We start from the raw sequence: 24,876 nt of genomic DNA on the forward strand, positions 1-24,876 counted from the left end.
CTGTTCGACCCGAGCTCCTGGGGCAACCTGGCCGATGACTTCAACAGCCTGTTCACCGCACCCGGCTGGGACCTGTCCGGCGATGCGCTGGCCGGGTCGGCCGCCGGCGGTGCCGTGTTCGACTTCTACACACCGTTACACGCGGCGTTGCAGGACTGGCTCGACTCGCCGCTCGGTGAGCAGCTCACCGCGCCGATCAACCAGCTCTTCGCACCGCTCTACCCGGACGCGTGCGGGGTGATCTGCAACGGCGCCGACGGGACCGAGACCGACCCCGACGGCGGCAACGGCGGCGTGTGGTTCGGCGATGGCGGCGATGGCTGGACCTCCACCGTTGCCGGCATGGCCGGCGGCAACGGCGGGCACGCCGGCCTGTTCGGCAATGGCGGCGACGGCGGCAACGGCGCGGCCGGTATCGACGGTGGCGCCGGCGGCAACGGCGGCAACGGGGGTGCCGGCGGGACGATGTTCGGCAACGGCGGTCACGGCGGCGACGGCGGCCACGGCGCCGCAACCGAATCGGGCACCGCCGGCGCCGGTGGTCACGGCGGGATCGGCGGGGACGGCGGTCAGCAGTTCGGCGCCGGCGGGGCAGGCGGACACGGCGGCACCGGCGGTACGGCCACCGGGCCCGGGAGCACCGGCGGCGCGGGCGGCAACGGCGGTAACGGCGGCCGGGTCGGCGGCAGCGGCGACCCCGCCGGCGGCGGCCACGGCGGCGCCGGGGGTGACGGCGGCGCGGCGACCGGGGCCGGAAGCACCGGTGGAGCCGGTGGTGACGGAGGCAACGGCGGCGGCGGAACGCCCATCGTCCTGGGCATCCTGGGCGGCAACGGTGGCGACGGCGGCGCCGGCGGTGTTGGCGGCGCGGCCAGCGGCGTCGGCGGCGTTGGGGGGACCGGCGGCCACGGCGGCAACGGCGGCAACGGCGTGGGCTTCGGCGGTGACGGCGGCAACGGCGGCAACGGCGGCAACGGCGGCGCCGGCAGCGACGGGGCGACCGGCGGGCTCGGCGGCCCGGCCGGCAAGGCCGGACCAGGCACCGTTCACGGCAGTACAGGCAGCCCCGGGAAGCCCGGCGCACCCGGCGACACCGCTTAGTCGGCGGGCTGGATCCCCGGCCCGGCCAATTGCGCCGTCACCAGCTCGGCTACCGCGGCCATTCCGGCGGCATTGGGGTGAAACGGCCAGGGCCGCCACGGCAGCGGCAGGCCCGCGCCCACCGTCCATGGCTGCGCCGACCACGGGTGGTGTTCGCGGCTGGCCTGCCCGGCGCGCACGATCTCACAGCCGGTGGCGGCCGCGGCGGTGGCGGTGTGCCGCTCCAGTTCGTCGGCGATGTGGCGGGCCAGCTCGACGACGTGTCCGGGTAGTCGCCCCGCCCGCGATCCGGCCGGCGGCAACAGGGTCAGATAGTCCACGAACAGCACCCGGGCCCGCGGCGCCCGCTCTCGCACCGCGGTACCGACCGCCCGCAGCGCGGCTTCGACCCGGTCCACCGCCTGCTGACGCTTGTGGCCGTCGAAGAGGGCACCGATCGGCGGCACGAGGCGGGCAGCCCAGGGCATCAACGTCGCAGCCATCAGCAGCGGCACGTAGCCGACGTCGTTGCCACCGATGGTGATGGTCACCAGGGTTTCCGAGCCGTCGAGCGACTCGACCTGCGGCGGTGCACCGTGCTGGGGTTCGGTCAGCAGGTGGGATGTCGTCGCACCGGAGAACGTGACGTCGACGAGCTCGAGGCCGAGGGCGCGCGCGACCAGGTGGGGATAGTTGCGGGTGGAGCGTCCCGCCACCCATGGCGCACCGGCGACAGCGGGCCGAATTCCGGGACCGGCCGCCATCGAACTCCCCAGGGCCACATAGCGATTCATGATCGGCCGTGAACGTGCACAGTGGTACGGTTCCTCGCGGCGTGTCGCGGGCCGACACGCACGCTCACGGCAGAAGACGCCGCCATCACAGGGCCGGCGACGATGCCTGCGCCCAGAAGCGCTTCGGGATGCGCCCGGCTCGGCGCGCCAGGTAGCCGGCGGTGACGGCCCCGGCCATCGCCGCCGCCATTGCGGGCGGGTCGGCCGCGCGGGTGACTGCGGTGGCCAGCAGTACCGCGTCGCAGCCCAGCTCCATCGCCAGCGCGGCATCGCTGGCGGTGCCGATACCGGCGTCGAGCACCACCGGCACCCCGGCTGCCTCCACGATCATCTCGATGCTGTGCGGGTTGGCGATACCCAGGCCGGTGCCGATCGGTGAACCCAGCGGCATCACGGCCGCGCACCCGACGTCCTCGAGCCGGCGAGCCAACACCGGGTCGTCATTGGTGTACGGCAGCACCACGAACCCGTCGTCGACCAATTGCTCTGCCGCGCGGACTAATTCGACGGCGTCGGGCAGCAGGGTGCGCTCGTCGCCGATCACCTCCAGCTTGACCCACTCGGTACCCAACGCCTCCCGCGCCAACTGCGCGGTCAGCACCGCCTCGGCGGCGCTGCGGCAACCGGCGGTGTTGGGCAGCGGGGCGATGCCCAGCCGGCTCAGCAGATCGAGCATGCCGGTCCCGCCCTCGGCGTCGACCCGGCGCATCGCGACCGTGGTCAGCTCGGTGCCGGAGGCCACCAGCGCCTCTTCGAGCACCGCCAGGCTATGCGCCCCACCGGTCCCCATGATGAGCCGGGAGCTGAACTCCCGCCCGGCGATGGTCAGCTTCGCGTCGTCAACCACCTTGCACCGCCGTCACCACCTCGAGCCGGGCACCATCGGAAAGCGTAGTGGCCCAACGTGATCTCGGTAGTACCGCCTGGTCGACCGCCACCGCGATACCGCGGTCCGGGTAACCCATCGATGCCAGCAGCGCCGCAACCGTTGTCGCTTCGGCCACCTCGACCTGCTTCTCGTTGACGTTGATGATCATGCGCCGCTCCTCCTCATCGCTCCGTCCCCAGCAAACGGGGAGTGCCCCCACTGCATCGTCACGCCGCGGCTGATCATTACTGCACTCCAACCGGAAGTAGTTCGGACACAACCTGTTCGGCGGTCCATGGGGCCAGCAGGAAACCGTTGCGGCCGTGGCCGGCGGCGACGTATGTCCGTTCGTCGAGCCGGTGCACCAACGGGAGATTGTCCGGGGTCATCGGTCGCAGCCCCGCACTGCACTCGGCCAGCTCGTACTCCCCCAGCGCCGGTACCACGGTGCAGGCGTCATCGAGCAGGTCGCGGACGCCGGAGACCACCGGGGTGGTGTCGCGGCCGTGCTCGTACTGGGTGGCCCCCACCACCACTCCGTCGGGGCGCGGCACCAGGTAGACCGCCCGGCCGTGCACGCGGGCCCGGATCACCCGCTGCGGTACCGGCAGGCAGCCCTTGCGCCAGCGCAACCGCAGCACCTCCCCCTTGACCGGCCGGATAGGAAGGCCGGGCCAGAGCGCCGGAGCGTCCATGCCGTTGGCGAGCACCACCGCATCGGCGGCCACCGCGGCCAGTTCGTGCACGGGTCCCGCCCACGCCACCCCGAGTTCCTCGCAGGCGGTTACCAGGGCGCACAGCACCGCGCGGTTGTCCACCGCCAGCTCAGTTGGGGCGCGGAAGCCGTGCCGGATGCCGGCGGCCAACAGCGGTTCGACCTCGCGGGCCGCTGATTCCCAGATCACCGGGTGGCCCTGGCCGGACAGCCAGTCGGCGACCGTGCGCAGGTCGGCGACGTCAGCCCGGTCGGCGGCCACCACCAGCGATTCGCGCGCGGTGACGACGGCGGCCGGCAGCTGGCCAAGGAACTCGTGCCACAACTCCAGGGAGCGCAGGCCCAGCCGTAGCTGCCGGTCCTCACCCGGCCAGCCCTCGCTGTGCGGGGCCAACATTCCGCCGGCCACCCAGGAGGCACCGTGGTCGCCGGTGCGGTGGACCCGCACCGTCCATCCGGCCCGGGCGGCCCGCATGGCCACCGACAGACCGATCACACCGCCGCCGATCACGGCCAGCGAACCGAGCGAGGGTCCAGGCATGTGCTGCTCCCTTCGACCTCGGTGTCAACTCACCAAGCTAGCCGCTAGCGTCGCGGTGTGCATAAACGCTCCGACCGTCTGTCCCGCCTCGCGCGTGCCCGGCTGTACCTGTGTACCGACGCCCGCCGAGAACGCGGCGACCTGGCCGCGTTCGCCGAGGCCGCACTGGCCGGCGGGGTGGACATCATCCAGCTGCGCGATAAGGGCTCGCCCGGCGAGCAGCGGTTCGGTCCGCTGGAGGCCCGCGACGAATTGGCGGCGCTGGAGGTCCTGGCCGACGCCGCTCGCCGGCATCAGGCGCTGTTGGCGGTCAACGACCGCGCCGACATCGCCCGTGCGGCCGGCGCCGACGTGCTGCACCTGGGCCAGGACGATCTGCCGCTGCCGGTCGCCCGCGACATCGTCGGGCCCGACGTACTGATCGGGCGGTCCACCCACGACCGCGATCAGGTCGAGACGGCGCTGACCGAGCCGGTCGACTACTTCTGCGCGGGCCCGTGCTGGCCCACCCCGACCAAGCCGGGCCGCGAAGCCCCGGGCCTGGCGCTACTGCGGTTCGCCGCGGAGCAGCGCGCCGGCAAACCGTGGTTCGCCATCGGCGGAATCGACGCCGAGCGGCTGCCACAGGTGCTGGCCGCCGGCGCCGAGCGGGTGGTGGTGGTGCGGGCGATCACGGCCGCCGAAGATCCGCGTGCGGCGGCGGCGGCCCTGCGCACGGCGCTGACCGGTAGTTAGCCCGGCAGCTGCAACCCGCGCAGCGCGTCCCAGCTGGCGGCGAAGCCCGGGTGCAGCGGCAGGGCGGACACGTCGAGCTCGGGCACCCAGCGCAGTTCGGTGCTCTCCCGGTTGGGCACCACCGGGAGCAGCTCGTCGGCGTCGGCGACCACGGTGGTGTAGGTCCAGCTGGTCCCGCTGGCCGACGCGGTGACTACCGCCGCGCGCACGACAATGCGGTCGGCGGGCAGGCCGGCCTCCTCCTGCGCCTCGCGGATCGCGGCCTCCTCGGCGGTCTCGTGACTGTCGCGGGCACCGCCGGGCAGCGCCCAAGTGCCGCCCTGATGGCTCCACCAGGCGCGGTGCTGCAGCAGCACGGTGCGGGTGCCGTCGGGCCGGGGCGCCCGCAGCAGCAGGCCCGCCGCGCCGTGCCGGCCCCAGAAGCGGGCGCCGGTGTCGGAAAACGCCCACCCATCGCCGTCACCACGCACGCCTGGAAGCGTATCCGGCGCGCAAGGTCTCGGTTGTGGTGAGATCACGCGACTATTTCGGCAACAACCGCCGCGCAGGTCGACGCGGACGACACCTGCACTCTTAGAATCCCTTTATGATCGTTGGTGACGCGAGTAGGGATGGAGTCTGAACAGACGTGACCGTTGAGTTGGCGCATCCGTCAACCGAGCCGGCGGGGTTACGGTCGCCGACCGAATCGGCCCGACCTCGCTGGTGGTTCTTCACCACCACCCCCGGTCGCATTCTGGCCATCGGCGTCATCCTGGCCGCTCTCGGCGGCATCAGCGCGTTCGCCACCGCCACCACGATCAACAACCGGCAGAACACCCTGACCACCGTGCTCGACCACACCGAGCCGCTGGCGTATGCCGCCGGCCAGCTCTACACCACCTTGTCGGTCGCCGACGCCGCGGCGGCCACCGCCTTCATCGCCCAAGGCGAGCCACGAGCGGTGCGGGAACGCTACGAGCAGGCCATCACCGCCGCCGCAGTGGCGGTGACCCGGGCCTCCGGCGGACTGAATGACGAGCCGCTGCTGGCGCTGCTGGGACGGATCAACGCCGAATTGGCCGTCTACACCGGCCTGATCGAGACCGCCCGGACCAACAACCGATCGGGTGACCCGGTGGGGTCGTCGTACCTGTCGGAAGCCTCCGAGCTGATGCAGCACACGATCCTGCCGGACGCCCAGCGGCTCTACCAGGCCACTTCGGCGACGGTGGATGTTCAGACCACGGCCTCGACCCGGGTGCCGGCCCCGGTGATCCTGGTGGTGGCGACCACCGTCCTGTTCGGTGCATTCGCGCACCGCTGGCTGGCCCGGCACACCCGGCGCCGGATCAACCCCGGGCTGGTCACCGGTGGTTTGGCGATTCTGCTGATGGTGATCTGGGTCGGCACCGTCATGGTGATCTCCACCGCGGGCAGCCGCACCGCCAAGGACACCGCCGCCGAATCGCTGAAGGCGATCACCAACCTGGCGATCACCGCCCAGCAGGCGCGCGCCGACGAGACCCTGTCGCTGATTCGGCGCGGCGACGAGGAGACCCGCAAGCAGACCTTCTACCAGCGCATCGACACCATGCAGGAGCAGCTGCAGGGCTACCTGGAGCGCGGCGACGCCGTCGACAAGGCCGATCTGGCCAACGCCGGGCAGCTGCTGGCCCGGTGGCGGCAGGCCAACGACCGGATGAACTCCTACATCGCCGTCGGCAATTACCGGGCCGCCACCCAGGTGGCCCTCGGCGGCAGCGGGGATGACTCCACACCCGCGTTCGACCAGCTCGACGCCGCCTTGGACAAGGCGCTGCAGCACAGCCGCAATCAATTGCGCAGCGACGTCCTCAACGCCCGGCGGGTGCTGTCGGTGGCGCCCGTCGGTGGTGCGGTGCTCAGCATGGGCGCCGCGATCGCGGTCGCGCTCGGTTTGTGGCCCCGACTGAACGAGTACAAATGATGACCCGCCACCGGCCCCGTCTGCTCGTGGGCGCACTCAGCGCGGTGCTGGTGCTGTCCGGATTGACCGGGTGCAGCCACTCCGAGTTCGTGACGCCCACCGCGGTGCCGACGCTGCCGCCGCCCACACCGGCCGGGATGCAGGAGCTGACACCCGAGGCGCCGCGACCGCCGGACGCGGGCGCCGAGAACTGTGATGCCACTGCCAGCCTGCGCCCGTTCCGCAGCAAGGCCGAGGCCGACGCGGCGGTAGCCCAGATCCGCCAGCGTGGCCGGCTGATCGTCGGGCTGGATATCGGCAGCAACCTGTTCAGCTTCCGCGATCCGATCACCGGCGAGATCACCGGTTTCGACGTCGACATCGCCGGTGAGGTGGCCCGGGACATCTTCGGGACCCCGTCGCAGGTCGAGTACCGGATTCTGGCGTCGGCCGAACGCATTGCGGCGCTGCAGAAGTCCGAAGTCGATATCGTGGTCAAGACCATGAGCATCACCTGCGGTCGACGAAAGCTGGTGAACTTCTCGACGGTGTACCTCGTCGCCAATCAGCGCCTGCTGGTGCCGCGTGACTCCTCGATCCGCCGGGCCGGCGATCTGTCGGGCAAGCGGGTCTGCGTCGCGCAGGGCACCACCTCGCTGCGCCGCATCCGCGACATCTCCCCAGCGCCGATCATCGTCTCGGTGGTGAACTGGGCCGACTGCCTGGTGGCGATGCAACAGCGCCAGGTCGACGCCGTGAGCACCGACGACTCGATCCTGGCCGGGCTGATGGCCCAAGACCCGTATCTGCACATCGTCGGGCCGAGCATGGACGAGGAGCCCTACGGCATCGGGATCAACCTGGACAACACCGGGCTGGTCCGGTTCGTCAACGCCACCTTGGAGCGCATCCGCCGCGACGGCACCTGGAACACCTTGTACCGCAAGTGGTTGACGGTGCTCGGTCCGGCACCGGCGCCGCCTACACCGAGGTATTCGGACTGATGGCCAGCGACGATTCAGACCTCAGCGGCGCGGACGAGCAGCGGGAGTCGCCCGCCGAGTTCGACGACTTCGACGATAATGGCCCGGCCACCCAGCGGGCAGACGTGCTGGCCGAATCGTCGTCGGTGCGACGTCCGATGTCGACCCAGGCGATCTTCCGCCCCCGCGAAGGTTCGAGTTCCGCGGCATTAGGCCACGACGAAACCCACGACGTCTCGGTGGTGCGCACCGTCGCGCCGCGGCGGCGTCTGGGCGGCGGGCTGGTGGAGATCCCCCGGGTTCCCGAGATCAACCCCCTCGAGGCGCTGATGGCCGATCCGGTCGTCGCCGAGAACAAGCGCTTCTGCTGGAACTGCGGCCGGCCGGTGGGCCGTTCCACCGGGGATGCCAAGGGCGCCTCAGAAGGCTGGTGCCCGCACTGCGGCAGCCCGTATTCCTTCCTGCCGCAACTCAAACCCGGCGACATGGTGGCCGGCCAGTACGAGATCAAAGGCTGTGTGGCACATGGTGGCCTGGGCTGGGTCTACCTGGCGGTCGACCACAACGTCAACGAGCGCCCGGTGGTGCTCAAAGGCCTGGTGCATTCCGGTGACGCCGAGGCGCAGGCGATCGCGATGGCCGAGCGCCAGTTCCTCGCCGAGGTGACGCATCCGTCGATCGTGAAGATCTTCAACTTCGTCCAGCATCCGGATTCGCACGGGGATCCGGTCGGCTACATCGTGATGGAGTATGTCGGCGGGCAGTCGCTCAAGCAGCGCCGCGGCACACGGCTGCCGGTGGCCCAGGCCATCGCCTACATGCTCGAGATCCTGCCGGCGCTGGGATACCTGCACTCCCTCGGCTTGGTCTACAACGACTTGAAGCCGGAGAACATCGTGCTGACCGAGGAGCAGCTGAAGCTGATCGACCTCGGCGCGGTGTCGCGCATCAACTCGTTCGGCTACCTCTACGGCACCCCCGGCTACCAGGCACCGGACATCGTGCGGACCGGACCGACCGTGGCCACCGACATCTACACGGTGGGCCGCACCCTGGCGGCGTTGACGCTGAAGCTGCGCACCCGCGAGGGCCGCTACGTCGACGGCCTGCCCGATGACGACCCGGTGCTCAAGAAGTACGACTCCTACCGCCGGCTGCTGCGCCGGGCCATCGACCCGGACCCGCGTCGCCGGTTCACCTCCGCCGAGGAGATGTCCGCGCAGCTGATGGCCGTGCTGCGCGAAGTGGTCGCCCAGGACACCGGGACCCCACGGCCCGGGCTGTCGACGGTGTTCACCCGGTCGCGGTCCACGTTCGGCGAGCACCTGCTGGTCGCCCACACCGACGTCTACCTGGACGGGCATGTGCACTCCCAGAACCTGACGGCGCGTGAGATCGTCACCGCCTTGCAGGTGCCGCTGATCGACCCGGGCGATGTCGCTGCTCCGCTATTGACGTCGATGGAGCTGAGCGAACCGGTGCAGACGTTGGATTCACTGCGCGCCGTGCGCAACAGCTCACTGGAGTCCGAGGGCATCGACTTATCGGAGTCCATCGGATTGCCGTTGATGGAGGTGCGCGCCCTGCTGGATCTCGGCAACGTCAGCAAGGCGATGAGCAAGCTCGACGAGCTGGCCGAGCAGGTGGGGTGGCGCTGGCGACTGGTCTGGTTCCGGGGCGTGGCCGAGCTGCTCACCGGCGACTACGAAGCGGCGCGTAAGGATTTCACCGAGGTGCTCGACATGTTCCCGGGTGAGCTGGCGCCGAAGATGGCGCTGGCCGCCACCGCCGAGCTGGCCGGCACCGAAGACGAACGCGCGTTCTACGAGACGGTGTGGCGCACCGATGACAGCGTGATCTCGGCGGCTTTCGGCTTGGCGCGGGCTCTTTCGGTGGAGGGAGACCGCACCGCAGCGGTGCGAACTCTTGATGAAGTTCCTGCCACCTCAAGGCATTTCACCACCGCTCGGCTGACCAGCGCGGTGACGCTGCTGTCCGGACGGTCGACGCACGAGATCACCGAGGCCCAGATCCGCGACGCCGCCCGCCGGGTGGAGGCGCTGCCGGACACTGAACCGCGGGTGCTGCAGATCCGGGCGCTGGTGTTGGGCGCGGCGATGGACTGGCTGGCCGAGCACGAGGCCAGCACCAACCACATCCTCGGGTTCCCGTTCACCGACCACGGGCTGCGACTGGGCGTGGAGATGGCGTTGCGGGCGCTGGCCCGGCTCGCGCCGACTCAGGCGCACCGCTACGCGCTGGTCGACATGGCCAATGCGGTGCGGCCGATGAGCACCTTCTGAAAGTTGCTGCGATGGAAAGCCTTCACGCGATGCGACAGGCGCTGCAGAAGCAGCGCCGTACGTTCGGCCGTGATCTGGGGCATCGGCGCACCGGGGTGGCGGCCTGTGCGATCCTGGACCGGCTGATCGACCGGGTGACAGTGTTCACCGACCGGTTCCCAGCAGGGACGGCGATGACGTTGAGCTTCAGCGAGAACGATATGGATGAAGGACCTGGCGCTGCTGAGGCTGTGTGCCGACGTGATGAAGAAGCTGGCCGATCTGCTCACCGAGGGCGAAGAGAGCATCTACGAGCGGCGTCAGCCGGTGATCGCGTTCATGAGGCGGGTCGAGTCCGAGGGCTACGTCGTGGACACTGAGACCGGCACCACCGTCGCCGACGGCCGGGACTGGTCGATGCTCGATGCGATGGATGCGGACGCACGGGTTGTGCTGGCCGCCGAGCAGATTACCCGCGCCGAACAGGCCGGCATCTACCAGCAGCGCCTGCAGCGCATGCACGGCGCGGTCGACCGCATCGAGGCCGGCTACGCCGACCGTATCCGTGGGTTGGGCTTGGCGGTGTCCTGAGGGGCGTCGGTGATCCGGTGGTCGGCGGGGCGCACGTCAGGTCGGCCGTGAATTCACACAGTCGAAAATCCCACTTACGCTCTTTCCATGACCTCCCCCGCGCCCCTGCAGGTCACCCCGGCCGGCTTGCGCGAGTTGGCGCAGCGCTGCGAGGACCTGGCGGCTCAGGTCGCGCCCATCCTGCCGGCGGTGTCCGCACCGGGCTGGCAGGCCAGCGCGGCGGCGGTCAGTACCGCCAACGCCGGTGGGGGTAAGGCCGCCGCCGCGATGCGGGCGCGGATGATGTCGAGCGCGAGCGCGCTCTACACGGCCGCCCACGATTACGAGGCGATGGATCACGACAGCGCAACCGCCCTGGCCGGAGTCCCTCCGGGCGGAGCCGGCTTCACCCCACTTGTCCCGCGCGGCTCCGGCGCCGACGGTGGCGCAGCCAGCGGGATCGGGACACCGAGGTAGCCGACGATGGCCCTTCCGACGCTGAGAGAGATCGAAAACGCAAACTGGGACTACCTCAAAACCAGCGCCGCCGCCTGGAGAAGCCTCGCCCACTCCTGGGAAGCCGCGTTCACCCAGATCCGCGATGCCGCAGCGCGTCCCGGCGGCACCCCGTGGACCGGCGCCGGCGCCGAAGCGTTCCGGCACCGCACCGGCGTCGATGTGGTGACGGTGCACAGCCCCGCCGACATCCTGGTCAACGCCGCCGATATCGCCGAGCGCGGCTACGACGCACAAGTGGCAAACAAGGGACTGGTGCTATCAGCCGTGGACGCCGCTGAGCGCGATGACTTCCGGGTGGGCGACGACTACTCCGTCGCCGACACCTGGACGTATTACACGTCCGCCGCGGAGCAGGAGGCCCGCGAGCAGGCCGCCCAGGCTCCCGCCAGCTTCATCAAATCTCGAGCCGTCAACCTGGTCGTCCACGAAGCGGAGATCGGCCGCAACATCGCCACCGCCACCGCGGGACTACACGGCTTCAGCTTCCCCGCCGAGGGGGCCGACGGCGGCGCGGGCGCTGCTGATGGGCGGCCCCACGCGGTGCCGCTGGATGACCGCTGGAAGTCCGGCTCCGACCGTGCTGCCAACCAACGGGAAGCGTTCAACAAGGTCTACGGACGCGACCCGGTCAGCGACAACGATTGGCGCATGGCGGCAGCCCTGGACCCGCACAGCTACGACCCGAAGTACCACGGGGTCCCGCCTGAGATTGTGGCGGGCAGGATCACACCGCAACCGGGCAAGGGGGTTGTTCGGTCGAATATGTTCATCCCGACTGACCAGGTGCAAAACGTCGCGAAAGACCCCACCGATGTAGCACAGGGCAGGTATTTCCCTATGAATTTGGGCGACAACAGGGGTCCGAGTGCCACGGCGGACCCTGAAGACTCGCGCGTATCGGTATTCGTTGACTACGATCACGGCACAGTCGTGGTTCGCCAAAATCCGACTGTCAACGCTGACGGACAACGCGGTGGCGCAGCAGCGGCGGTACCAAGCGTCCACGTCGCTCAAGCGGCCGACGGGCGTCTAACTATCGATTACGACGCGCACGATGCATACGAGAATCTGGTCGGCACAGCTATGGGGATATCGGTTAACGGACGAATCACCTTTGAACCACATCCGGACGGCACAGTTGGACTCGGCGGCAACACGACGATATATCCAAGCATGGAGACCTACCAATATCACAACGGTGCTGCTCCCGCAGAGCTGCAGTGGACGCCGGCCAACTCGGGAAGTAAGTACGGTCCAGGCACTAGCCTTTCTCGTCATCATTGGATTGGCGACGCTACGATCCCGGCCGTACGCCCCGACATGCCAGACTGGAAGTGGGAGCTCGAAAACGCATTACCGTTCGCCCACGACCCCTTCATAAGCCACACGACACAATTGACCGACCCATTTAAGGGCGGTATCCCCACCGTAGGAATAGGACGATGACCCGACTTCAGTTCGTTAAGCCGTCTCCGTGGCGATCCTTTTGGTGCCTCGTTTTGGCAACGTTCGTCGTTTACGTGATGTGGATCGTCGTAATTTTTGCGCTAGCCGCGATTACGGACGATAGCCCGCTATCTTCATCAAATGATCATGACGCATTTCTGGCCTGGGACGCATTTTTTGCTGCGCCGATATACGCGCTAATGTTCTGGTTTATCAGCGTCCCCCTGGTAGTAGTTCTCGGAGGGTTCTTCTCCTTCTTTCGTCGCCGCGAGAGCAACGAAAAGACGCCTTCGTGAGGATGGCCTATCGCATCGCTAGACCATCGCTGGGGCGGGTGGTTCTTTCGGTCGCTGCTGTCTACGCCGTAGCCAGTGCGGCATCAGGCACCGCACTATTGTGCTCGGCGCTCACCGACGAGTACCAGTACTCGGGGGGCGAATACATCCGGGTCTACCTCTGGTCCCTCTTGCTATGGGGTCAGGCGTACTTGCTGATCCCATGGTTTATCACGATTCCCGTCGGGGTCGCGCTCGGGATGCTCATCGCAAGCGTCCGCCGCGGCGAGACCGGCGCGAGCGCCGAACAGACTTCTACCGGGCAATGACGCGCCTTCACTTCGCGAAACCATCGCTGCGGCGGGCGATCTGGTCGATGGTCGCAGTTGCGGTCGCTTGCGTTGTAGTCGTGAGCAGCGCCTACGTTGTCGGCGCCATCGTCACCGGCCGTAATGACTCAGACCCAACTACGCCCGGCGAATACGTCCAGCTTGCGGTGATGTTCCTGACGTTCTGGAGCCCAATACTCCTGCTCACGTTTTGGTATCTCACCCTCCCCCTCATCATCACCATCGGCTTGCTGATCGCAAGCGTCCGCCGCAGTAAGACGGGCGAGAGCGCCGAACGCGGCCCTACGCGACGATGACCCGTCTTCAGCTCGTCAAGCCGTCGTTTCGGCGCCTCCTGTGGTCCACCGCAGCGGCTGCGCTCGCAGCTTGGTTCATAGCGGGCAGTGCGTTGTTTGTCGGTGCCCTCCTCGTATCCAGCGACGATCCAATCCCCACCCAGACAGGCGATTACATCCGGCTGTACTTCGTTGCGATCGTGATGTGGGGACCCGCACTGCTGCTCCTCGTTTGGTTCAGCGTGCCCGTGATCGTCGCCCTCGGCGCACTCATCGCCAGCATGCGCCGCGAGACCGGCGCATGTGGCGAACAGCCGCCTTGGGGACGATGAGCTGTCGTCCGACCAGCGTCTGGCACTGCACTATTGGTCTCGGCGCTCACCGACGAGTACCGGTACTCGGTGGGCGAATACGTCTGGGCGCCCGTCGAGTGTGCGGTTTGGTACGCCGGTCTCGGCGTGTCGCGTACGAATCCGCACACTCGGCGATCGAGAGCGCTCGGCGATCAGCCCAGCCGGCGCAGCCGCGGCTCCAGGTCGGTCTTGAACAGCTCAAGGAAGCGCCGCTGGTCGTGGCCGGGGGCGTGGAACACCAGGTGGTTCAGCCCCCACGTCACGTACTGGCCGACCTTTTCCACCGCCTCGTCGGGATCTGAGGCGACGATCCAGCGCTTGGCGATCTGCTCGATCGGCAGCGCGTCGGCCGCCTTCTCCATCTCGATCGGGTCATCGATGGAGTGCTTCTGCTCGGCGCTCAGCGACAGCGGCGCCCAGAACCGGGTGTTGTTCAGCGCCAGCTCGGGGTCCGGGTCGTAGGAGATCTTGATCTCGATCATCTTGTCGATGCCGTCGGCGTCCCGCTCGGCGGCCTTGGCGCCTTCCAATACGGCCGGCATCAGCTTCTCGGTGTAGAGCTCTTCACCCTTGCCGGAGGTGCAGATGAAGCCGTCGCCGGCCCGCCCGGCGTACTTGGCCACCGCCGGTCCGCCGGCCGCGATGTAGACCGGCACGCCGCCGTCGGGCACGTCGTAGATCGAGGCACCCTTGAGCTGGTAGTAGTCGCCGTCGAAATCCACCCGATCGCCGCGCCACAACTCGCGCATCAGCCGCACCGACTCGCGCAGCCGGGCGAACCGCTCCTTGAACTCGGGCCACTGGCCGGTGAAACCGGTGGCGATCTCGTTGAGCGCTTCGCCGGTGCCCACCCCCAGGAAGACCCGCTGCGGATACAGGCAGCTCATGGTGGCGAACGCCTGCGCGACGACGGCCGGATTATACCGGAACGTCGGTGTCAGCACCGAGGTGCCTAACTGGATCTTCTTCGTGCGCTCCCCGACCGCGGTCATCCAGGCCAGCGAAAACGGGGCGTGCCCGCCATCGTGGCGCCAGGGCTGGAAGTGATCGCTGACGGTGGCGCTGTCCATGCCGTGTGCCTCCGCGGCGACACCGAGCTCCACCAGTTCTCGCGGCCCGAACTGCTCCGCCGACGCCTTGTATCCGAGTTTGAGTTCCGCCATTCCACCTTTTCTACTCTCCCGCGCTCTTCCTAGACTCACGGGCATGGGTGACAGGGTGGTCGAGGTCGTTCCGGTGACCGATCGGGTCCACCTGGCCCGAGGTGAAGCGGTCAACTGGTTGCTGGTCACCGATGACACCGGGGTGCTGCTGATCGACGCCGGCTACCCCGGCGATCGCACCGACGTGCTGGCGTCGCTGGGCGCCCTGGGATACCACGCCGGCGATGTGCGCGCGGTCCTGCTCACCCACGCTCACGTCGACCATTTCGGTGCGGCGATCTGGCTCGCCAAAACCTATGGCACCCCGGTCTACTGCCATGCCGACGAGGTGGGACACGCCAAACGCGAGTATCTGGAGCAGGCCTCGCCGCTGGCGGTGGCTCCGCACCTGTGGCGGCCGGGTTGGGCCCGCTGGAGCGTGCACGTCCTGCGCAACGGCGGCCTGAACCGTGAGGGCATCCCGACAGCCCAGCCGCTGAACGGGGATATCGCCGCCGGTCTGCCCGGCCAGCCGGTGGCAATCCCCACGCCGGGCCACACCCGCGGCCACTGCTCGTATCTGGTTGACGGCGTCCTGGCCAGCGGCGACGCCCTGATCACCGGCCATCCGGTGCTGGCGCGCACCGGACCGCAGCTGCTGCCGGCACTGTTCAGCCACAGCCAGGACGATTGCATCCGCAGCCTGGCTGCGCTGTCGCTACTGGAGACCGAGGTGCTCGCACCGGGCCACGGTGACGTCTGGCGCGGCCCGATCCGGGAGGCCGCGGAGGCGGCGATCAACCGTGCGGGCAAACCTTAAGGTCACGATCCGTTAAGCGCTGATCTCGGAGTTTAAGAGCGGCCTTACCGAGGGCGCCCGCATTTGCGGAAGTACTGCCGAGTAAACACCGGCAGGTGCTGAAACGGTTGCGGCAGAGCGCATTCGGCTGTGCGCCAGGACACACTGCGCCCACCGCGGTCGCGCGTACCTTGGGCCCCGGACGGGAATTGCATTCACCAACCCGGAAGGAAACTCCATGTCGAAACCCCTCGGCGTCAGCATGATTCAGCGGTTCAGTCTCGGCGCCGGGCTGCTGGGTGCTACTGCTGCGGCCCTGATCGCCGCTCCGACGGCATCGGCGGCACCGGACTGCAGTCAGGCGTCCGTGACCAGCACCGTCGACTCGGTCACCGGGTCGGCCCGCCAGTACCTGAGCACTCATCCCGGCGCAAATGCGGTGGTGAACCAGGCCATCACCTCACCGCGCCCGCAGGCCGCAGCAGAGGTGCGCAGCTATTTCACCGCTCACCCGCAGGAGTACTACGAGTTGCGCGGCATTCTGGCACCGATCGGTGAGAAGCAACGGCAGTGCCAGACGGCGGTGCTTCCACCCGAATTGGCTTCCGCCTACTCGGAATTCATGGCGGGGTAACGCCGACCCGCCATCGGATCGACTCTGATCCGGGCCCCCGATGACAGCTCCTACTGCCCGCACTGATCTCTTCGCCCACTGCTGCGGGCAGTAGGAGTGGGGTCGTGGTCGATCGCCAGCCGATAGCCGCGCTTGACGACGGTCGACACGATGTTTTTGTCGCCCAGCGCTGTTCGTAGTCGCCATACCGCGGTCTCCACCGCGTGTGCAGTTCCGCCGTCGCCGGTAAGCGCACGCGACAGGGTGCTGTGTGAAACGACCGCTCCGGGGACTCGCGCCAAGGCATGCAGCGTCGTCATCTCGCCGGAGGTCAGCGGACGAACCGTCCCGTCGACCAGTACACGGCCGCGCCGGATTTCGATCCGGTGTCCGGCGGCCCAAACGACGCAGGCGTCCCCCGTCGGGCCGGTCACGACTTGGCGCTCTGCAGTTGCGCAGGGCAATAGGCGTTTGCGGCGATCGCCGCGAACTGAGCCGCGCCATCCAACGTCAGCGCGGTGTTGTCGCTCTGCAGTTCACTGACGACCTGCAATCCGGATTCTCCGTTGTTGATCAGCCCACAGACCGCCCGGGCGGCGGCAATCGCCTGCCCTTCGCTGGCGAACGTGATACCCGACTGCCGAAGGGACGCAATGAAAGCCTGGTCGCTGTTGGCACCGTCGGGACCTGCGTGAGCGGGACCGGCGGCGGCGATCGCGAAGGCCAGCCCCGCTGCTACGAAGATCTTGTTCACCGTCAACACCAGCATCCGCCACTCACACCCGCGCCAGCACGTGAGCCACTTCGATGTAGAGCGGTATGCCGATCGTCACGTTGTAGGAGAAGGTGAGGCCCAGCGAGGCGGCCAAGGGCAGACTCGGGCTGGCTTCGGGAATGGCCAACCGCTGGATCGCCGGAACGGCGATATACGATGCCGCGCCGCAGAGCACCGCGAAGAGCACGTAGGACCCGGTCGCCAAATGGACGCCGGTGACCTGAGAGTACACGTGGGCCACCGCGATACCGATCGTCGCGAAAAAGTTCGGCGCGAGCACCCCGAACACGATGAATCCTCGCCCCGCCGCCTTGAGATCCTTCAGCTTCCGCGAGGCGGTCATCCCCATCTCCAGCAGGAACAGGCACAGAGCCCCCTGGAAGGCCGTCAGGAAGACCGGGTCGTCGACAGCGGTGACCTTCTGGCCCTGCAGCCCGCTGATGAAGCCGATCACAATGCCACCCATGAGCAGGCACAGTCCCGGGTTGAGAAGCACCTCGCGAAGCATCGTGCCGGAAAGGAACGACGCCTGCGCGGCGGGCGTTGCCGGCTTGGCGGCGTCAGCCCCCAGGTACTCCGGGAGGTCCTCGAGCGCAACGGAATAGACGGTGTCGTCACCGCTGCGTTGCGCGGTGTGCGCCACGGCCCTGGCCGACCCGGTGTAGCCGGTCTCACCCGGAAGCAGACCGGTAGAGTCCATGCCCCGGCGCCGCAGCCGGGCCACCAGCAGCAGCGCGACCAGGCAGCCGGGAATCTCCATGATTGCCAACATAACCGGCATGAACGAGTCGAAAGCAATGCCGGCGGTGGCCAGTACGCCTACGCAGGTGGCAAACGTTCCCGCCGAGTCCGAGCCGTAATAGCCGGCGACCGTCGCCCGGTCTACTTCTCGCAACTTCGTGGTGTGCTTCAAGATGAAGTACGCCAGTGCACCGATGACGAAGTTCACGGCGAACCCGGTCGCCATGAAGCCGACAATCCCTGCGATACTGGCCATGTCGATGCCGGCCAGCTCTTCGCCGCCATGCCAGCCTATGGCCAACAGCAGGTACATGGTGAGGCCGTGATAGATGGCGGTCGGAAATTCGAACGGCACCTTCAAGATCGGCAGGGCAAAGCCAAGATAGAAGAACAGCAGTAATGGCTTGAACAGGTTGTGGGTGAAGTTCTGCCAGAACTCCCAAAGCATGTGCATTGCTCTCTCCGATTCGGGTGCAAGACGGCGGGCGAGATCACGTCACCCGGATTTCGTGGGTGCCTTCGTTTTGCTGCCCTTGAGATGCACGGCATGGATTCCGGGCTTCCGCGACAGCTCGTCGAGCAGGCTGTCCAATCCGGCTTGGTCGGTGTTCCAGTGCTGCACCGTCTCGGGTTGATGCCGCAGCTTGGCAATCACCCGGTCGAGCCGGGCGGGCGTCTTGGCGCCCATGGTGACCCGCGTCCGGCCTGCCGTTGCGGCGGCGCCCCTGGGCGCCGCACTGCCGACTGCACCACCGGTCATGGCACCGAGAGCCATCTGATTGAGCAGGTTGCCCGAGACGGCCGCGGGCGCAGCGGCTGCGCCGGCATTCGGCATCGCGCTGAGCGCCAACCTGATCGCCGGGCTCTGGCCGGCCCACGCGGGCGGTACCGACAGTGATCCCACCACATTGGCTTCGCCCATTCCGGCTGACACCGCCGAGACCAGTGGCGACCGCAGCGCCAGCCCGGCGCCCAGTCGCGTCTTCGGGATGTCAACGAGAGCACGCCCGAGTGGCGGAGCGAACTTCAGAAAGTTCTGTATGGGGAAGTTGGCGAGCATCGAGACGTCGTTGAATTGGGTGGTGAAGCCGAGCGGTACCTTGAGCGCCGAGTACATCGCCGCAAACGTCGAGCCGGCATCGGATGAGCCGGTGAGGCTGTTGAGCATGTTGTTGAAGAACGAGGTGTAGCCGGTCGCCAGGTCGGCACCGGCCTGCAGCAGGGGGTTACCAGCCGAGGACGCGGTGGTGGTCTGCGGCGGTTCGGTGAAAGCGCTGACCTTCGTCGCGGCCGCCGACGCGACGGCATAACTGTGCATGGCGGCGGCGTCCTGAGCCCACATCTCCAGGTATTGAGCCTCCGTCGCGGCGATCGCCGCCGTGTTCTGCCCGGCGAGGTTCGTCGCGAGTAGCGACGTCAACCGAGCACGGTTGTCCGCCACCAGTTCTGGTGGGACGACGGCCGCGTACGCGGTTTCATAGGCGGTTGCGGCGGCCTGCGCCTGCGCGGCCGCTTGCGCGGCCTGCGCCGCGGTAGCCGACATCCACGCCGCATAAGGCGCCGCCGCGGCCGCCATCGACTCCGCCGACGGCCCGCTCCATGACTGGGCGGTTAACTCCGCCACCACGGCGTTGTAATCTGCTGCCGCCGATTGCAATTCACTGGCCAGACGGTCCCATGCCGCCGCCGCTGCCCGCAGCGGTCCGGATCCCGGGCCGGCGTACATGTTTCCCGAGTTGACCTCCGGCGGTAATAAAGAAAAGTACATTCGCCTATCCCTCATCTAATGCGCGCCCGCATCGCGCGAGCTGGGCTACAGGCCGGGTCCGCAACGTCATTCATCGTCGAGCGCCGGGATCACCACGATCGTGGCCGCCGTGGGGTCCGCCTCACCGGCAATGGCACCGAGGACATCGGCGCTCACTCCGCAACCGGCAGCGCGGGTCATCGTCGCGCCGACGGTCCGGCTCGCCGTGGCTCCCACGGCACGTCCCGCCAGGCTGGACAAGGCCATCTCAGAGAACATGACGTCCTCACCGGCGAACGCGGCCGCCGGGGCCGCCGCGCTCGCCGGCATCGTCAAGACGACCGGTTGAACTGCCGGTGCAGACGTGGCCCACGCCGTCGGCACCGACAGCTTTCCGACCAGCGCCGCGCGGCCGAGGGAGCCCGTCACGGGCCCGCCGCCGAGTCCGGCCGCCGGAAGGGCCTGGTTCGCCAAGGACGACAAGGGCGTCAACGCGCCCGTGATGGCTTTCGGCCCGGCCAGGTAGGAGCTGGCTCCCATCGCATTGATCGGCCAGCTCCAGATCTGTCCGAACGACAGCAGCGGGCCGCCCGGGATACTTGACCATCCCAACAGCGGGCTGTACGCGCCGGTCAGCGTCGACATGATGGTGTTCCAGTTGGCCAAATCGGTGCCGAGGCCACCCGGCAACGCCGATCCAGCCGCGGCGGGGTTCGCCGACAGCGACTGCAGTGCCTTCGGCAGCGCTTTCATCGCCTGCGAAACCTGTTGTCCGACAGAGGCGCCGGAGCGGCTGACGGCCTGCGCTGTCGCAACGCCTTGATCCGCGGCTCCGGCCTGGTTCGTGGTCGGTGGCGGCTCGGCGAACGGTGTCAGTTGGGTGGCGGCCGCCGACGCACCGGCATAGCTGTACATGGTTGCGGCATCCTGGGCCCACATCTCGGCGTAATGCGCCTCGGTGGCCGCGATCGCCGGCGTGTTGAGGCCCAGAATGTTCGTCGCGATCAGCGTCATCAGCAGGCTGCGATTCGCCGCGATCACCGCCGGTGGAACGGTTGCGGCGAACGCCGCCTCGTAGGCAGCGGCGGCCGCGGCCGCCTGCGCGCCCGCCTGTTCAGCCTGACCGGCGAGCCCGCTCATCCACTCTACGTACGGCGCCGCCGCCACCGCCATGGCGTCCGCGGAGGACCCATGCCAATCGGCGGACAGATCCGACACGGCGGTGCCGTATTCCGCTGCCGCCGAGTGCAACACGGCAGCCAGCTCACTCCAGGCGGATGCCGCGGACAGCAGTGGTCCCGGGCCGGCCCCTGTATACATCCGGCCGGAGTTCACCTCCGGCGGTAGTGCCCCGAAATCCATGTTTCCCAACCTCTTACAACGCTTCGAAGGAGTGCGAATCAGCCCACGTCAGCGGCGATGCCGAGCGGTGAGGCCATTCGCATGAATGCTTTGGACACCAGGACCGGGCCACGGCGGACCGGTTTCCGGCGTTGGTCAGCGACAAGACGGCGGCTAGGAGCCGCGCTTGCGCCACGGCCGGTGTATTCGGCGCTGCAGGTACCCCTCGACGGCATGCGCCCAGGCGCCGATCGACAAGGCGCCCGTCATCGCCGTGCCGAATCGTGAGCAGCGGCGACCGGCAGAACGCGTGAATCGAGAGGTGTGATCATGACGTAACCTCCTGGAAATACGAGCTATTCACGCCATCGTCGCGCTATCCGCCGATTGACGAGCCTTCAAACTAGGACTTGTTTCCGGGGATTTGCTGTGTATGAACTGGAAGGTAATTATCGAAAACCCCACTTGGACAAACGGCGTGTTGCAGGTCACGCCATGCCGTGCCCGCATTCGACATACACGCACGCCGACTCGTATGCTGTAACCCATTGCACCACAACGCATTTGCCGGGAATTCGCTTCTACGGCCACACGCTCTGCCAATTCCACGTAACACGAGGCAATAGCCCCGGCGCAGTGACGAGTCTCGCACTCGGTATCACGTTATGCGAGATAAATTCGCGTGCAACGCTTCTCGACGCCGGGGGCTAGCTCCGGGTAGCGGCGACGTAGCGGATCGCGGCCGGGGCGCCGTCAAGCTCACGGTCGGTCAACCGGGGCAGCCGAGCGGCGGCGAACAGGTCAGCGATGCTGGAGTCGACGGTCATCCAGCCGCTCTCTTTCAGGTGCCGCACCACGTCGGTGTGCTCTCCGGAGTAGAACGGTCCGGGCCCGGTCAGGCTCAGGCCGCGCCGGCGCCAGCGCTCGACGAGGGACTCGTGATGGACCGCCTGCGGCCGGCTCGGCGGCACTGCGTGGTCGGCGGCGAGCCGGCTGCCCGGGGCGCTGAGCGCACTGACGCCGTCGAGCAGGCGATTCTGCGCATCCGACGGCACGTACCAGACCAGCAGACCCTCGATCACCCACGCGGTGGGTGCGGCGGCGTCGAACCCCACCCGCCGCAGCGCGGCCGGCCAGTCGCCGCGCAGATCGACACCGACCGCGCGACGGTTGACGCTCGGCGTGCTGCCCCACGCCCGCATGGTGGTGGCTTTGAAGTCGACCACCGGAGGATGGTCCACCTCGTAGACGACGGTCTCGGCCGGCCACCACAGCCGGTAGGCGCGGGTGTCCAGCCCCGATCCCAGGATCACCGCCTGGCGGATCCCGCCGCGCGCGGCGTCGGTGAAGAACGCATCGAAGAACGTGGTTCGGGCCGCGGAGAACTCCGCCAGCCGCGGAAACCCGCCGTCCTTGCCGAGCCGACTGATGTCCAGATCGCCGTCGGCCACCCGGATGCAGAACTCCAGACCCACCTTGTGCACCAACGGCGCGGCGAACGGGTCATTGATCAGGCCCCGCGACGTCGCCGCTGCGCGCGCCGCGGCCAGCACCGTCGCGATGACGCCGGCACCGGTGGCCAGGCTCCCGGGGTCGTCCCGGGAGGCGGGCGCCGTGCTCATGGGTGTCCACCGTGGCGGCACGACGGTCAGGGCATTCTTCTGCCGGCCGGCACCCCGTGCACGACCGCCCGGATCTGGTCGTCGATCCCGCTCGCGGCGGCGAACAGCATCTCGTCGCCGGCCTGCAGCGCATCGGCCGCCCGCGGCAGGATGACCGCGTCGCCGCGCAGCACCGCGACCAGGGCGGCACCCTCGGGCAGCGCGATGTCGCAGACCTGCCGGCCGATCAGCGGATTATCCTCAGGCAGCGTCAGTTTCGTCAGGCTTGCCTGACCCCGGCGCAAGCCCATCAGCGGCACCAGGTGGCCCACGTCGATGGCGCCCTCCACCGCGGCGACCATCGCCCGCGGTGTGGAGACCGCCACATCGATACCCCACTCCTCGGTGAACAGGGGCTCGTTGCGGGCGTTGTTGACCCGGGCTACCACCCGGGACACCCCGAACTCCCCCTTGGCCAGCAGCGCGACGGCCAGGTTGGCCTTGTCATCACCGGTGGCAGCGATCACCACGTCACAGATCTCGATGCAGCACTCCTGCAGCGCGGACAGTTCGCAGGCGTCGGCCAGCAGCCACTCGGCTTCGGGGACGGAGTGGGGCTGGTAGTGCGCCGGATTGCGCTCGATGAGCAGCACCCGATGGCCGTCGCCGATCAGTTCTCGTGCGACAGAGCGCCCGACCGCGCCGGCACCGGCGATCCCGATGCGCATGATCGCTCCCCTCGTCCCCGCAAGCACCCCGGCTGCTCCGGGTGTACCACAGCCGTGACAGCCGTACTGATTTACTGACAGATAACACGAACTCGCCGACCTTGAGCGAATCACACGAGTGGGTTCGACCACCACCGCCGGCCCGAATGGGGATCAGATGAGCCTGCAACAGCTCTACCTGGCCCTGCTTATCGGGGGCCTGGTTCTGCTGGCGAGCATCATCGCCACCCGGGCGGCGGACCGGGTTGGTCTGCCCAGCCTGCTGCTGTTCCTTCTGGTCGGGGTGGCGATCGGCAACGATGGGCTGGGTCTGGACTTCTCCGACGTCCAACTGGCCAGCGACCTGGGCACCACCGCGCTGGCGGTGATCCTGGTCGAAGGTGGTTTGACGACGCGCTTCGCCAACATCCGCAAGCTGCTGGCGCCGGCGACGGTGCTGGCCACCGTCGGCGTCGTGGTCAGCATGGCGGTGATCGCGGTCGCCGCGCACCTGCTGCTCGGGATCAGCTGGCAGCTGGCCTTCCTGCTCGGCGCGATCGTCTCGCCCACCGACGCCGCCGCGGTGTTCTCCATTCTGCGTGTGCTGCCGCTGCCGCGGCGGGTGGCCGGCCTGCTGGAGGCCGAGTCCGGCTTCAACGACGCGCCCGCGGCGATCGTGGTGCTGATGCTGAGCACCACGCCGCTGACCATCGCACCGATCCACGCCATCGGCGACGTGGTCTTCGAGCTGGTCGTCGGCTCGGCGATCGGCCTGGTCGCCGGGTTGCTGGGGGCGATGATGCTGCGTCGCGCCGCACTGCCGGCGTCGGGCCTGTATCCGCTGGCGACATTCGGGCTGGGCATGGTGGCGTTCGCCGCGGCCGCTTCGGTGCACGCCAGCGGGTTCATCGCCGCTTACCTGTCCGGGGTGGTGCTGGCCAACTCCGGGTTGCCGCATCGGGCGGCCATCCGCTCGTTCGCCGAGGGGCTGGGCTGGCTGGCCCAGATCGGACTGTTCGTGCTGTTGGGCCTGCTGGTGAGCCCCAGCCAGCTGTCCGGGGAGCTGGTGCCGGCGCTGGTGATCGGGGCGGTGCTGCTGCTGTTGAGCCGCCCGATATCGGTGGTGGCGTCGCTGATCTGGTTCAAAGTGCCGTGGCGCGAGCAGATCTTCTTGTCCTGGGCCGGCCTGCGCGGCGCGGTTCCGATTGTGCTCGCCACCTTTCCGATCGTCGAGGGCGTGCCGGACAGCTATCGACTGCTCAACATCGTGTTCATCCTGGTGGTGGTCTACACGGTGGTGCAGGGCCCCAGCCTGGGTCTGTTCGCCCACTGGCTGGGGCTGATACCGCGGGACACCACGCGCGAGATCCAGGTCGAGGCGGCACCGCTGGACGTCTTGGAGGCCGAGCTGTTGACGATGACGGTGCAGCCGGAATCGAAGCTGCACAACGTCTCGGTGCTCGAGCTGCGGCTGCCCGACCCGAGCGTCATCACCCTGATCATCCGTAAGGGCGACACCTTCGTCCCCCAGCCTGACACCCGGATCACCGTGGGCGATGAACTGCTCATCGTCACCACCAGCAAGACCCGCGCGTCAGCGGAACGGCGGCTGCGTGCGGTCAGTCGGCGCGGCAAACTGGCCCACTGGTTCGACGAGTACGGCGACTCGGAGTGACCCATCCGGCGTTGACTCTGCG

At 68.3% G+C, this 24,876-nt stretch carries 26 protein-coding genes and 1 pseudogene; 14 read left to right on the forward strand and 13 right to left on the reverse strand.

The window, feature by feature from the left end:
• A partial coding sequence (locus tag A5694_RS24235; protein ID WP_064924366.1) for a PGRS repeat-containing protein occupies window positions 1-1,101 on the forward strand: 1,101 nt, incomplete at its 5' end.
• Here the strand turns inward: A5694_RS24235 and A5694_RS21715 are convergent.
• The 4 genes from A5694_RS21715 to thiO form a co-directional block, all read right to left on the reverse strand.
• Window positions 1,098-1,874, reverse strand: coding sequence for an SGNH/GDSL hydrolase family protein (locus A5694_RS21715; RefSeq protein ID WP_064924367.1), 777 nt, complete (start codon window positions 1,872-1,874; stop codon window positions 1,098-1,100). The genes A5694_RS24235 and A5694_RS21715 overlap by 4 nt on opposite strands.
• 85 nt (window positions 1,875-1,959) lie before the next feature.
• Window positions 1,960-2,721, reverse strand: a complete 762-nt coding sequence (locus A5694_RS21720; protein ID WP_082952798.1) for a thiazole synthase — start codon at window positions 2,719-2,721, stop codon at window positions 1,960-1,962.
• A complete protein-coding gene (thiS, locus tag A5694_RS21725) occupies window positions 2,714-2,911 on the reverse strand; it encodes a sulfur carrier protein ThiS (protein ID WP_013827329.1) in 198 nt (65 codons plus the stop codon). Before thiS ends, A5694_RS21720 begins: the two co-directional genes overlap by 8 nt.
• A gap of 76 nt (window positions 2,912-2,987) precedes the next feature.
• Window positions 2,988-3,998 (reverse strand): glycine oxidase ThiO, encoded by a 1,011-nt coding sequence (thiO, locus tag A5694_RS21730; RefSeq protein ID WP_064924368.1) that lies wholly within the window; start codon window positions 3,996-3,998, stop codon window positions 2,988-2,990.
• A gap of 57 nt (window positions 3,999-4,055) precedes the next feature.
• Here thiO and thiE point away from each other — a divergent pair, with 57 nt between their 5' ends.
• A complete protein-coding gene (gene thiE, locus A5694_RS21735; protein WP_064924369.1) occupies window positions 4,056-4,733 on the forward strand; it encodes a thiamine phosphate synthase in 678 nt (225 codons plus the stop codon).
• Here the strand turns inward: thiE and A5694_RS21740 are convergent.
• Window positions 4,730-5,203 (reverse strand): NUDIX hydrolase, encoded by a 474-nt coding sequence (locus A5694_RS21740; RefSeq protein WP_064924370.1) that lies wholly within the window; start codon window positions 5,201-5,203, stop codon window positions 4,730-4,732. The two genes, thiE and A5694_RS21740, sit on opposite strands and share 4 nt — an antisense overlap.
• A gap of 158 nt (window positions 5,204-5,361) precedes the next feature.
• On the opposite strand from A5694_RS21740, the gene glnX reads away from it, so the two are divergent.
• The 9 genes from glnX to A5694_RS21785 all read left to right on the forward strand — a co-directional run bounded on the left by glnX (window position 5,362) and on the right by A5694_RS21785 (window position 13,692).
• Entirely contained in the window at window positions 5,362-6,681 is a 1,320-nt protein-coding gene (glnX, locus tag A5694_RS21745) for a protein kinase G-activating protein GlnX (protein ID WP_064924371.1), read from the forward strand.
• On the forward strand, window positions 6,681-7,664 hold the full coding sequence (locus tag A5694_RS21750; RefSeq protein WP_064924372.1) for a glutamate ABC transporter substrate-binding protein: 984 nt from the start codon (window positions 6,681-6,683) through the stop codon (window positions 7,662-7,664). The genes glnX and A5694_RS21750 overlap by 1 nt, the downstream gene beginning before the upstream one ends.
• The gene (locus A5694_RS21755; protein WP_064924420.1) at window positions 7,664-9,946 is read left to right on the forward strand and encodes a serine/threonine-protein kinase PknG; all 2,283 of its coding nucleotides are present in this window, start codon (window positions 7,664-7,666) and stop codon (window positions 9,944-9,946) included. Before A5694_RS21750 ends, A5694_RS21755 begins: the two co-directional genes overlap by 1 nt.
• A 204-nt stretch (window positions 9,947-10,150) precedes the next feature.
• The gene (locus tag A5694_RS21760) at window positions 10,151-10,516 is read left to right on the forward strand and encodes a hypothetical protein (RefSeq protein ID WP_082952799.1); all 366 of its coding nucleotides are present in this window, start codon (window positions 10,151-10,153) and stop codon (window positions 10,514-10,516) included.
• An 87-nt stretch (window positions 10,517-10,603) separates the two neighbouring features.
• Entirely contained in the window at window positions 10,604-10,972 is a 369-nt protein-coding gene (locus A5694_RS21765) for a type VII secretion target (RefSeq protein WP_064924373.1), read from the forward strand.
• Between the two features lie 6 nt (window positions 10,973-10,978).
• Window positions 10,979-12,460: a hypothetical protein gene (locus A5694_RS21770; protein ID WP_064924374.1), complete on the forward strand. Its 1,482-nt coding sequence runs from the start codon at window positions 10,979-10,981 to the stop codon at window positions 12,458-12,460.
• A 298-nt stretch (window positions 12,461-12,758) separates the two neighbouring features.
• Entirely contained in the window at window positions 12,759-13,064 is a 306-nt protein-coding gene (locus A5694_RS21775; RefSeq protein ID WP_131809633.1) for a hypothetical protein, read from the forward strand.
• A gap of 80 nt (window positions 13,065-13,144) precedes the next feature.
• Window positions 13,145-13,381 carry a hypothetical protein gene (locus A5694_RS21780; RefSeq protein ID WP_131809634.1) on the forward strand — a complete coding sequence of 79 codons (237 nt, stop codon included), beginning with the start codon at window positions 13,145-13,147 and terminating at the stop codon, window positions 13,379-13,381.
• The gene (locus A5694_RS21785; protein WP_064924377.1) at window positions 13,378-13,692 is read left to right on the forward strand and encodes a hypothetical protein; all 315 of its coding nucleotides are present in this window, start codon (window positions 13,378-13,380) and stop codon (window positions 13,690-13,692) included. The genes A5694_RS21780 and A5694_RS21785 overlap by 4 nt, the downstream gene beginning before the upstream one ends.
• A gap of 173 nt (window positions 13,693-13,865) precedes the next feature.
• Here A5694_RS21785 and fgd read toward each other — a convergent pair whose 3' ends face one another.
• A complete protein-coding gene (gene fgd / locus A5694_RS21790) occupies window positions 13,866-14,876 on the reverse strand; it encodes a glucose-6-phosphate dehydrogenase (coenzyme-F420) (RefSeq protein WP_064924378.1) in 1,011 nt (336 codons plus the stop codon).
• Window positions 14,877-14,931: 55 nt separating this feature from the next.
• On the opposite strand from fgd, the gene A5694_RS21795 reads away from it, so the two are divergent.
• Window positions 14,932-15,675, forward strand: coding sequence for an MBL fold metallo-hydrolase (locus A5694_RS21795; RefSeq protein WP_207516073.1), 744 nt, complete (start codon window positions 14,932-14,934; stop codon window positions 15,673-15,675).
• 217 nt (window positions 15,676-15,892) lie between these two features.
• Complete coding sequence (locus A5694_RS21800) at window positions 15,893-16,288, forward strand: heme-binding protein (RefSeq protein ID WP_064924380.1); 396 nt, start codon at window positions 15,893-15,895, stop codon at window positions 16,286-16,288.
• A 50-nt stretch (window positions 16,289-16,338) separates the two neighbouring features.
• On the opposite strand, the pseudogene A5694_RS22935 reads toward A5694_RS21800, so the two are convergent.
• From A5694_RS22935 to A5694_RS21830, 7 genes and pseudogenes are all read right to left on the reverse strand, one after another.
• Window positions 16,339-16,692: pseudogene (locus A5694_RS22935) on the reverse strand (winged helix-turn-helix domain-containing protein); the annotation flags it as partial.
• A gap of 5 nt (window positions 16,693-16,697) precedes the next feature.
• Window positions 16,698-17,036, reverse strand: a complete 339-nt coding sequence (locus A5694_RS21805) for a DUF732 domain-containing protein (protein ID WP_064924381.1) — start codon at window positions 17,034-17,036, stop codon at window positions 16,698-16,700.
• 7 nt (window positions 17,037-17,043) lie between these two features.
• Window positions 17,044-18,231: a sodium-dependent bicarbonate transport family permease gene (locus A5694_RS21810; protein WP_064924421.1), complete on the reverse strand. Its 1,188-nt coding sequence runs from the start codon at window positions 18,229-18,231 to the stop codon at window positions 17,044-17,046.
• A gap of 48 nt (window positions 18,232-18,279) precedes the next feature.
• Window positions 18,280-19,551, reverse strand: a complete 1,272-nt coding sequence (locus A5694_RS21815) for a PPE family protein (protein ID WP_064924382.1) — start codon at window positions 19,549-19,551, stop codon at window positions 18,280-18,282.
• Window positions 19,552-19,617: 66 nt separating this feature from the next.
• Window positions 19,618-20,892: a PPE family protein gene (locus A5694_RS21820; protein ID WP_064924383.1), complete on the reverse strand. Its 1,275-nt coding sequence runs from the start codon at window positions 20,890-20,892 to the stop codon at window positions 19,618-19,620.
• 686 nt (window positions 20,893-21,578) lie between these two features.
• Entirely contained in the window at window positions 21,579-22,493 is a 915-nt protein-coding gene (locus tag A5694_RS21825; protein WP_082952801.1) for an SAM-dependent methyltransferase, read from the reverse strand.
• A gap of 26 nt (window positions 22,494-22,519) precedes the next feature.
• Entirely contained in the window at window positions 22,520-23,200 is a 681-nt protein-coding gene (locus A5694_RS21830) for a potassium channel family protein (RefSeq protein WP_064924384.1), read from the reverse strand.
• 157 nt (window positions 23,201-23,357) lie between these two features.
• Between A5694_RS21830 and A5694_RS21835 the strand changes: the two genes are divergently transcribed.
• Window positions 23,358-24,854: a potassium/proton antiporter gene (locus A5694_RS21835; protein ID WP_064924423.1), complete on the forward strand. Its 1,497-nt coding sequence runs from the start codon at window positions 23,358-23,360 to the stop codon at window positions 24,852-24,854.
• Window positions 24,855-24,876: the final 22 nt, after the last annotated feature.

This window comes from Mycolicibacter sinensis, assembly GCF_001667945.1.
In the GTDB taxonomy this organism is placed as follows: Bacteria; Actinomycetota; Actinomycetes; order Mycobacteriales; family Mycobacteriaceae; genus Mycobacterium; species Mycobacterium sinense_B.

What these genes read in the sequence shown, in the direction of transcription:
- A5694_RS21715 (WP_064924367.1), bottom strand. Translation starts at nt 1,874, where the DNA reads ATGAATCGCTATGTGGCCCTGGGGAGTTCGATGGCGGCCGGTCCCGGA.
- thiS (WP_013827329.1), bottom strand. Translation starts at nt 2,911, where the DNA reads ATGATCATCAACGTCAACGAGAAGCAGGTCGAGGTGGCCGAAGCGACA.
- thiO (WP_064924368.1), bottom strand. Translation starts at nt 3,998, where the DNA reads ATGCCTGGACCCTCGCTCGGTTCGCTGGCCGTGATCGGCGGCGGTGTG.
- A5694_RS21750 (WP_064924372.1), top strand. Translation starts at nt 6,681, where the DNA reads ATGACCCGCCACCGGCCCCGTCTGCTCGTGGGCGCACTCAGCGCGGTG.
- A5694_RS21755 (WP_064924420.1), top strand. Translation starts at nt 7,664, where the DNA reads ATGGCCAGCGACGATTCAGACCTCAGCGGCGCGGACGAGCAGCGGGAG.
- A5694_RS21760 (WP_082952799.1), top strand. Translation starts at nt 10,151, where the DNA reads ATGAAGGACCTGGCGCTGCTGAGGCTGTGTGCCGACGTGATGAAGAAG.
- A5694_RS21765 (WP_064924373.1), top strand. Translation starts at nt 10,604, where the DNA reads ATGACCTCCCCCGCGCCCCTGCAGGTCACCCCGGCCGGCTTGCGCGAG.
- A5694_RS21770 (WP_064924374.1), top strand. Translation starts at nt 10,979, where the DNA reads ATGGCCCTTCCGACGCTGAGAGAGATCGAAAACGCAAACTGGGACTAC.
- A5694_RS21775 (WP_131809633.1), top strand. Translation starts at nt 12,759, where the DNA reads ATGGCCTATCGCATCGCTAGACCATCGCTGGGGCGGGTGGTTCTTTCG.
- A5694_RS21785 (WP_064924377.1), top strand. Translation starts at nt 13,378, where the DNA reads ATGACCCGTCTTCAGCTCGTCAAGCCGTCGTTTCGGCGCCTCCTGTGG.
- fgd (WP_064924378.1), bottom strand. Translation starts at nt 14,876, where the DNA reads ATGGCGGAACTCAAACTCGGATACAAGGCGTCGGCGGAGCAGTTCGGG.
- A5694_RS21800 (WP_064924380.1), top strand. Translation starts at nt 15,893, where the DNA reads ATGTCGAAACCCCTCGGCGTCAGCATGATTCAGCGGTTCAGTCTCGGC.
- A5694_RS21805 (WP_064924381.1), bottom strand. Translation starts at nt 17,036, where the DNA reads ATGCTGGTGTTGACGGTGAACAAGATCTTCGTAGCAGCGGGGCTGGCC.
- A5694_RS21810 (WP_064924421.1), bottom strand. Translation starts at nt 18,231, where the DNA reads ATGCTTTGGGAGTTCTGGCAGAACTTCACCCACAACCTGTTCAAGCCA.
- A5694_RS21815 (WP_064924382.1), bottom strand. Translation starts at nt 19,551, where the DNA reads ATGTACTTTTCTTTATTACCGCCGGAGGTCAACTCGGGAAACATGTAC.
- A5694_RS21820 (WP_064924383.1), bottom strand. Translation starts at nt 20,892, where the DNA reads ATGGATTTCGGGGCACTACCGCCGGAGGTGAACTCCGGCCGGATGTAT.
- A5694_RS21825 (WP_082952801.1), bottom strand. Translation starts at nt 22,493, where the DNA reads ATGAGCACGGCGCCCGCCTCCCGGGACGACCCCGGGAGCCTGGCCACC.
- A5694_RS21830 (WP_064924384.1), bottom strand. Translation starts at nt 23,200, where the DNA reads ATGCGCATCGGGATCGCCGGTGCCGGCGCGGTCGGGCGCTCTGTCGCA.
- A5694_RS21835 (WP_064924423.1), top strand. Translation starts at nt 23,358, where the DNA reads ATGAGCCTGCAACAGCTCTACCTGGCCCTGCTTATCGGGGGCCTGGTT.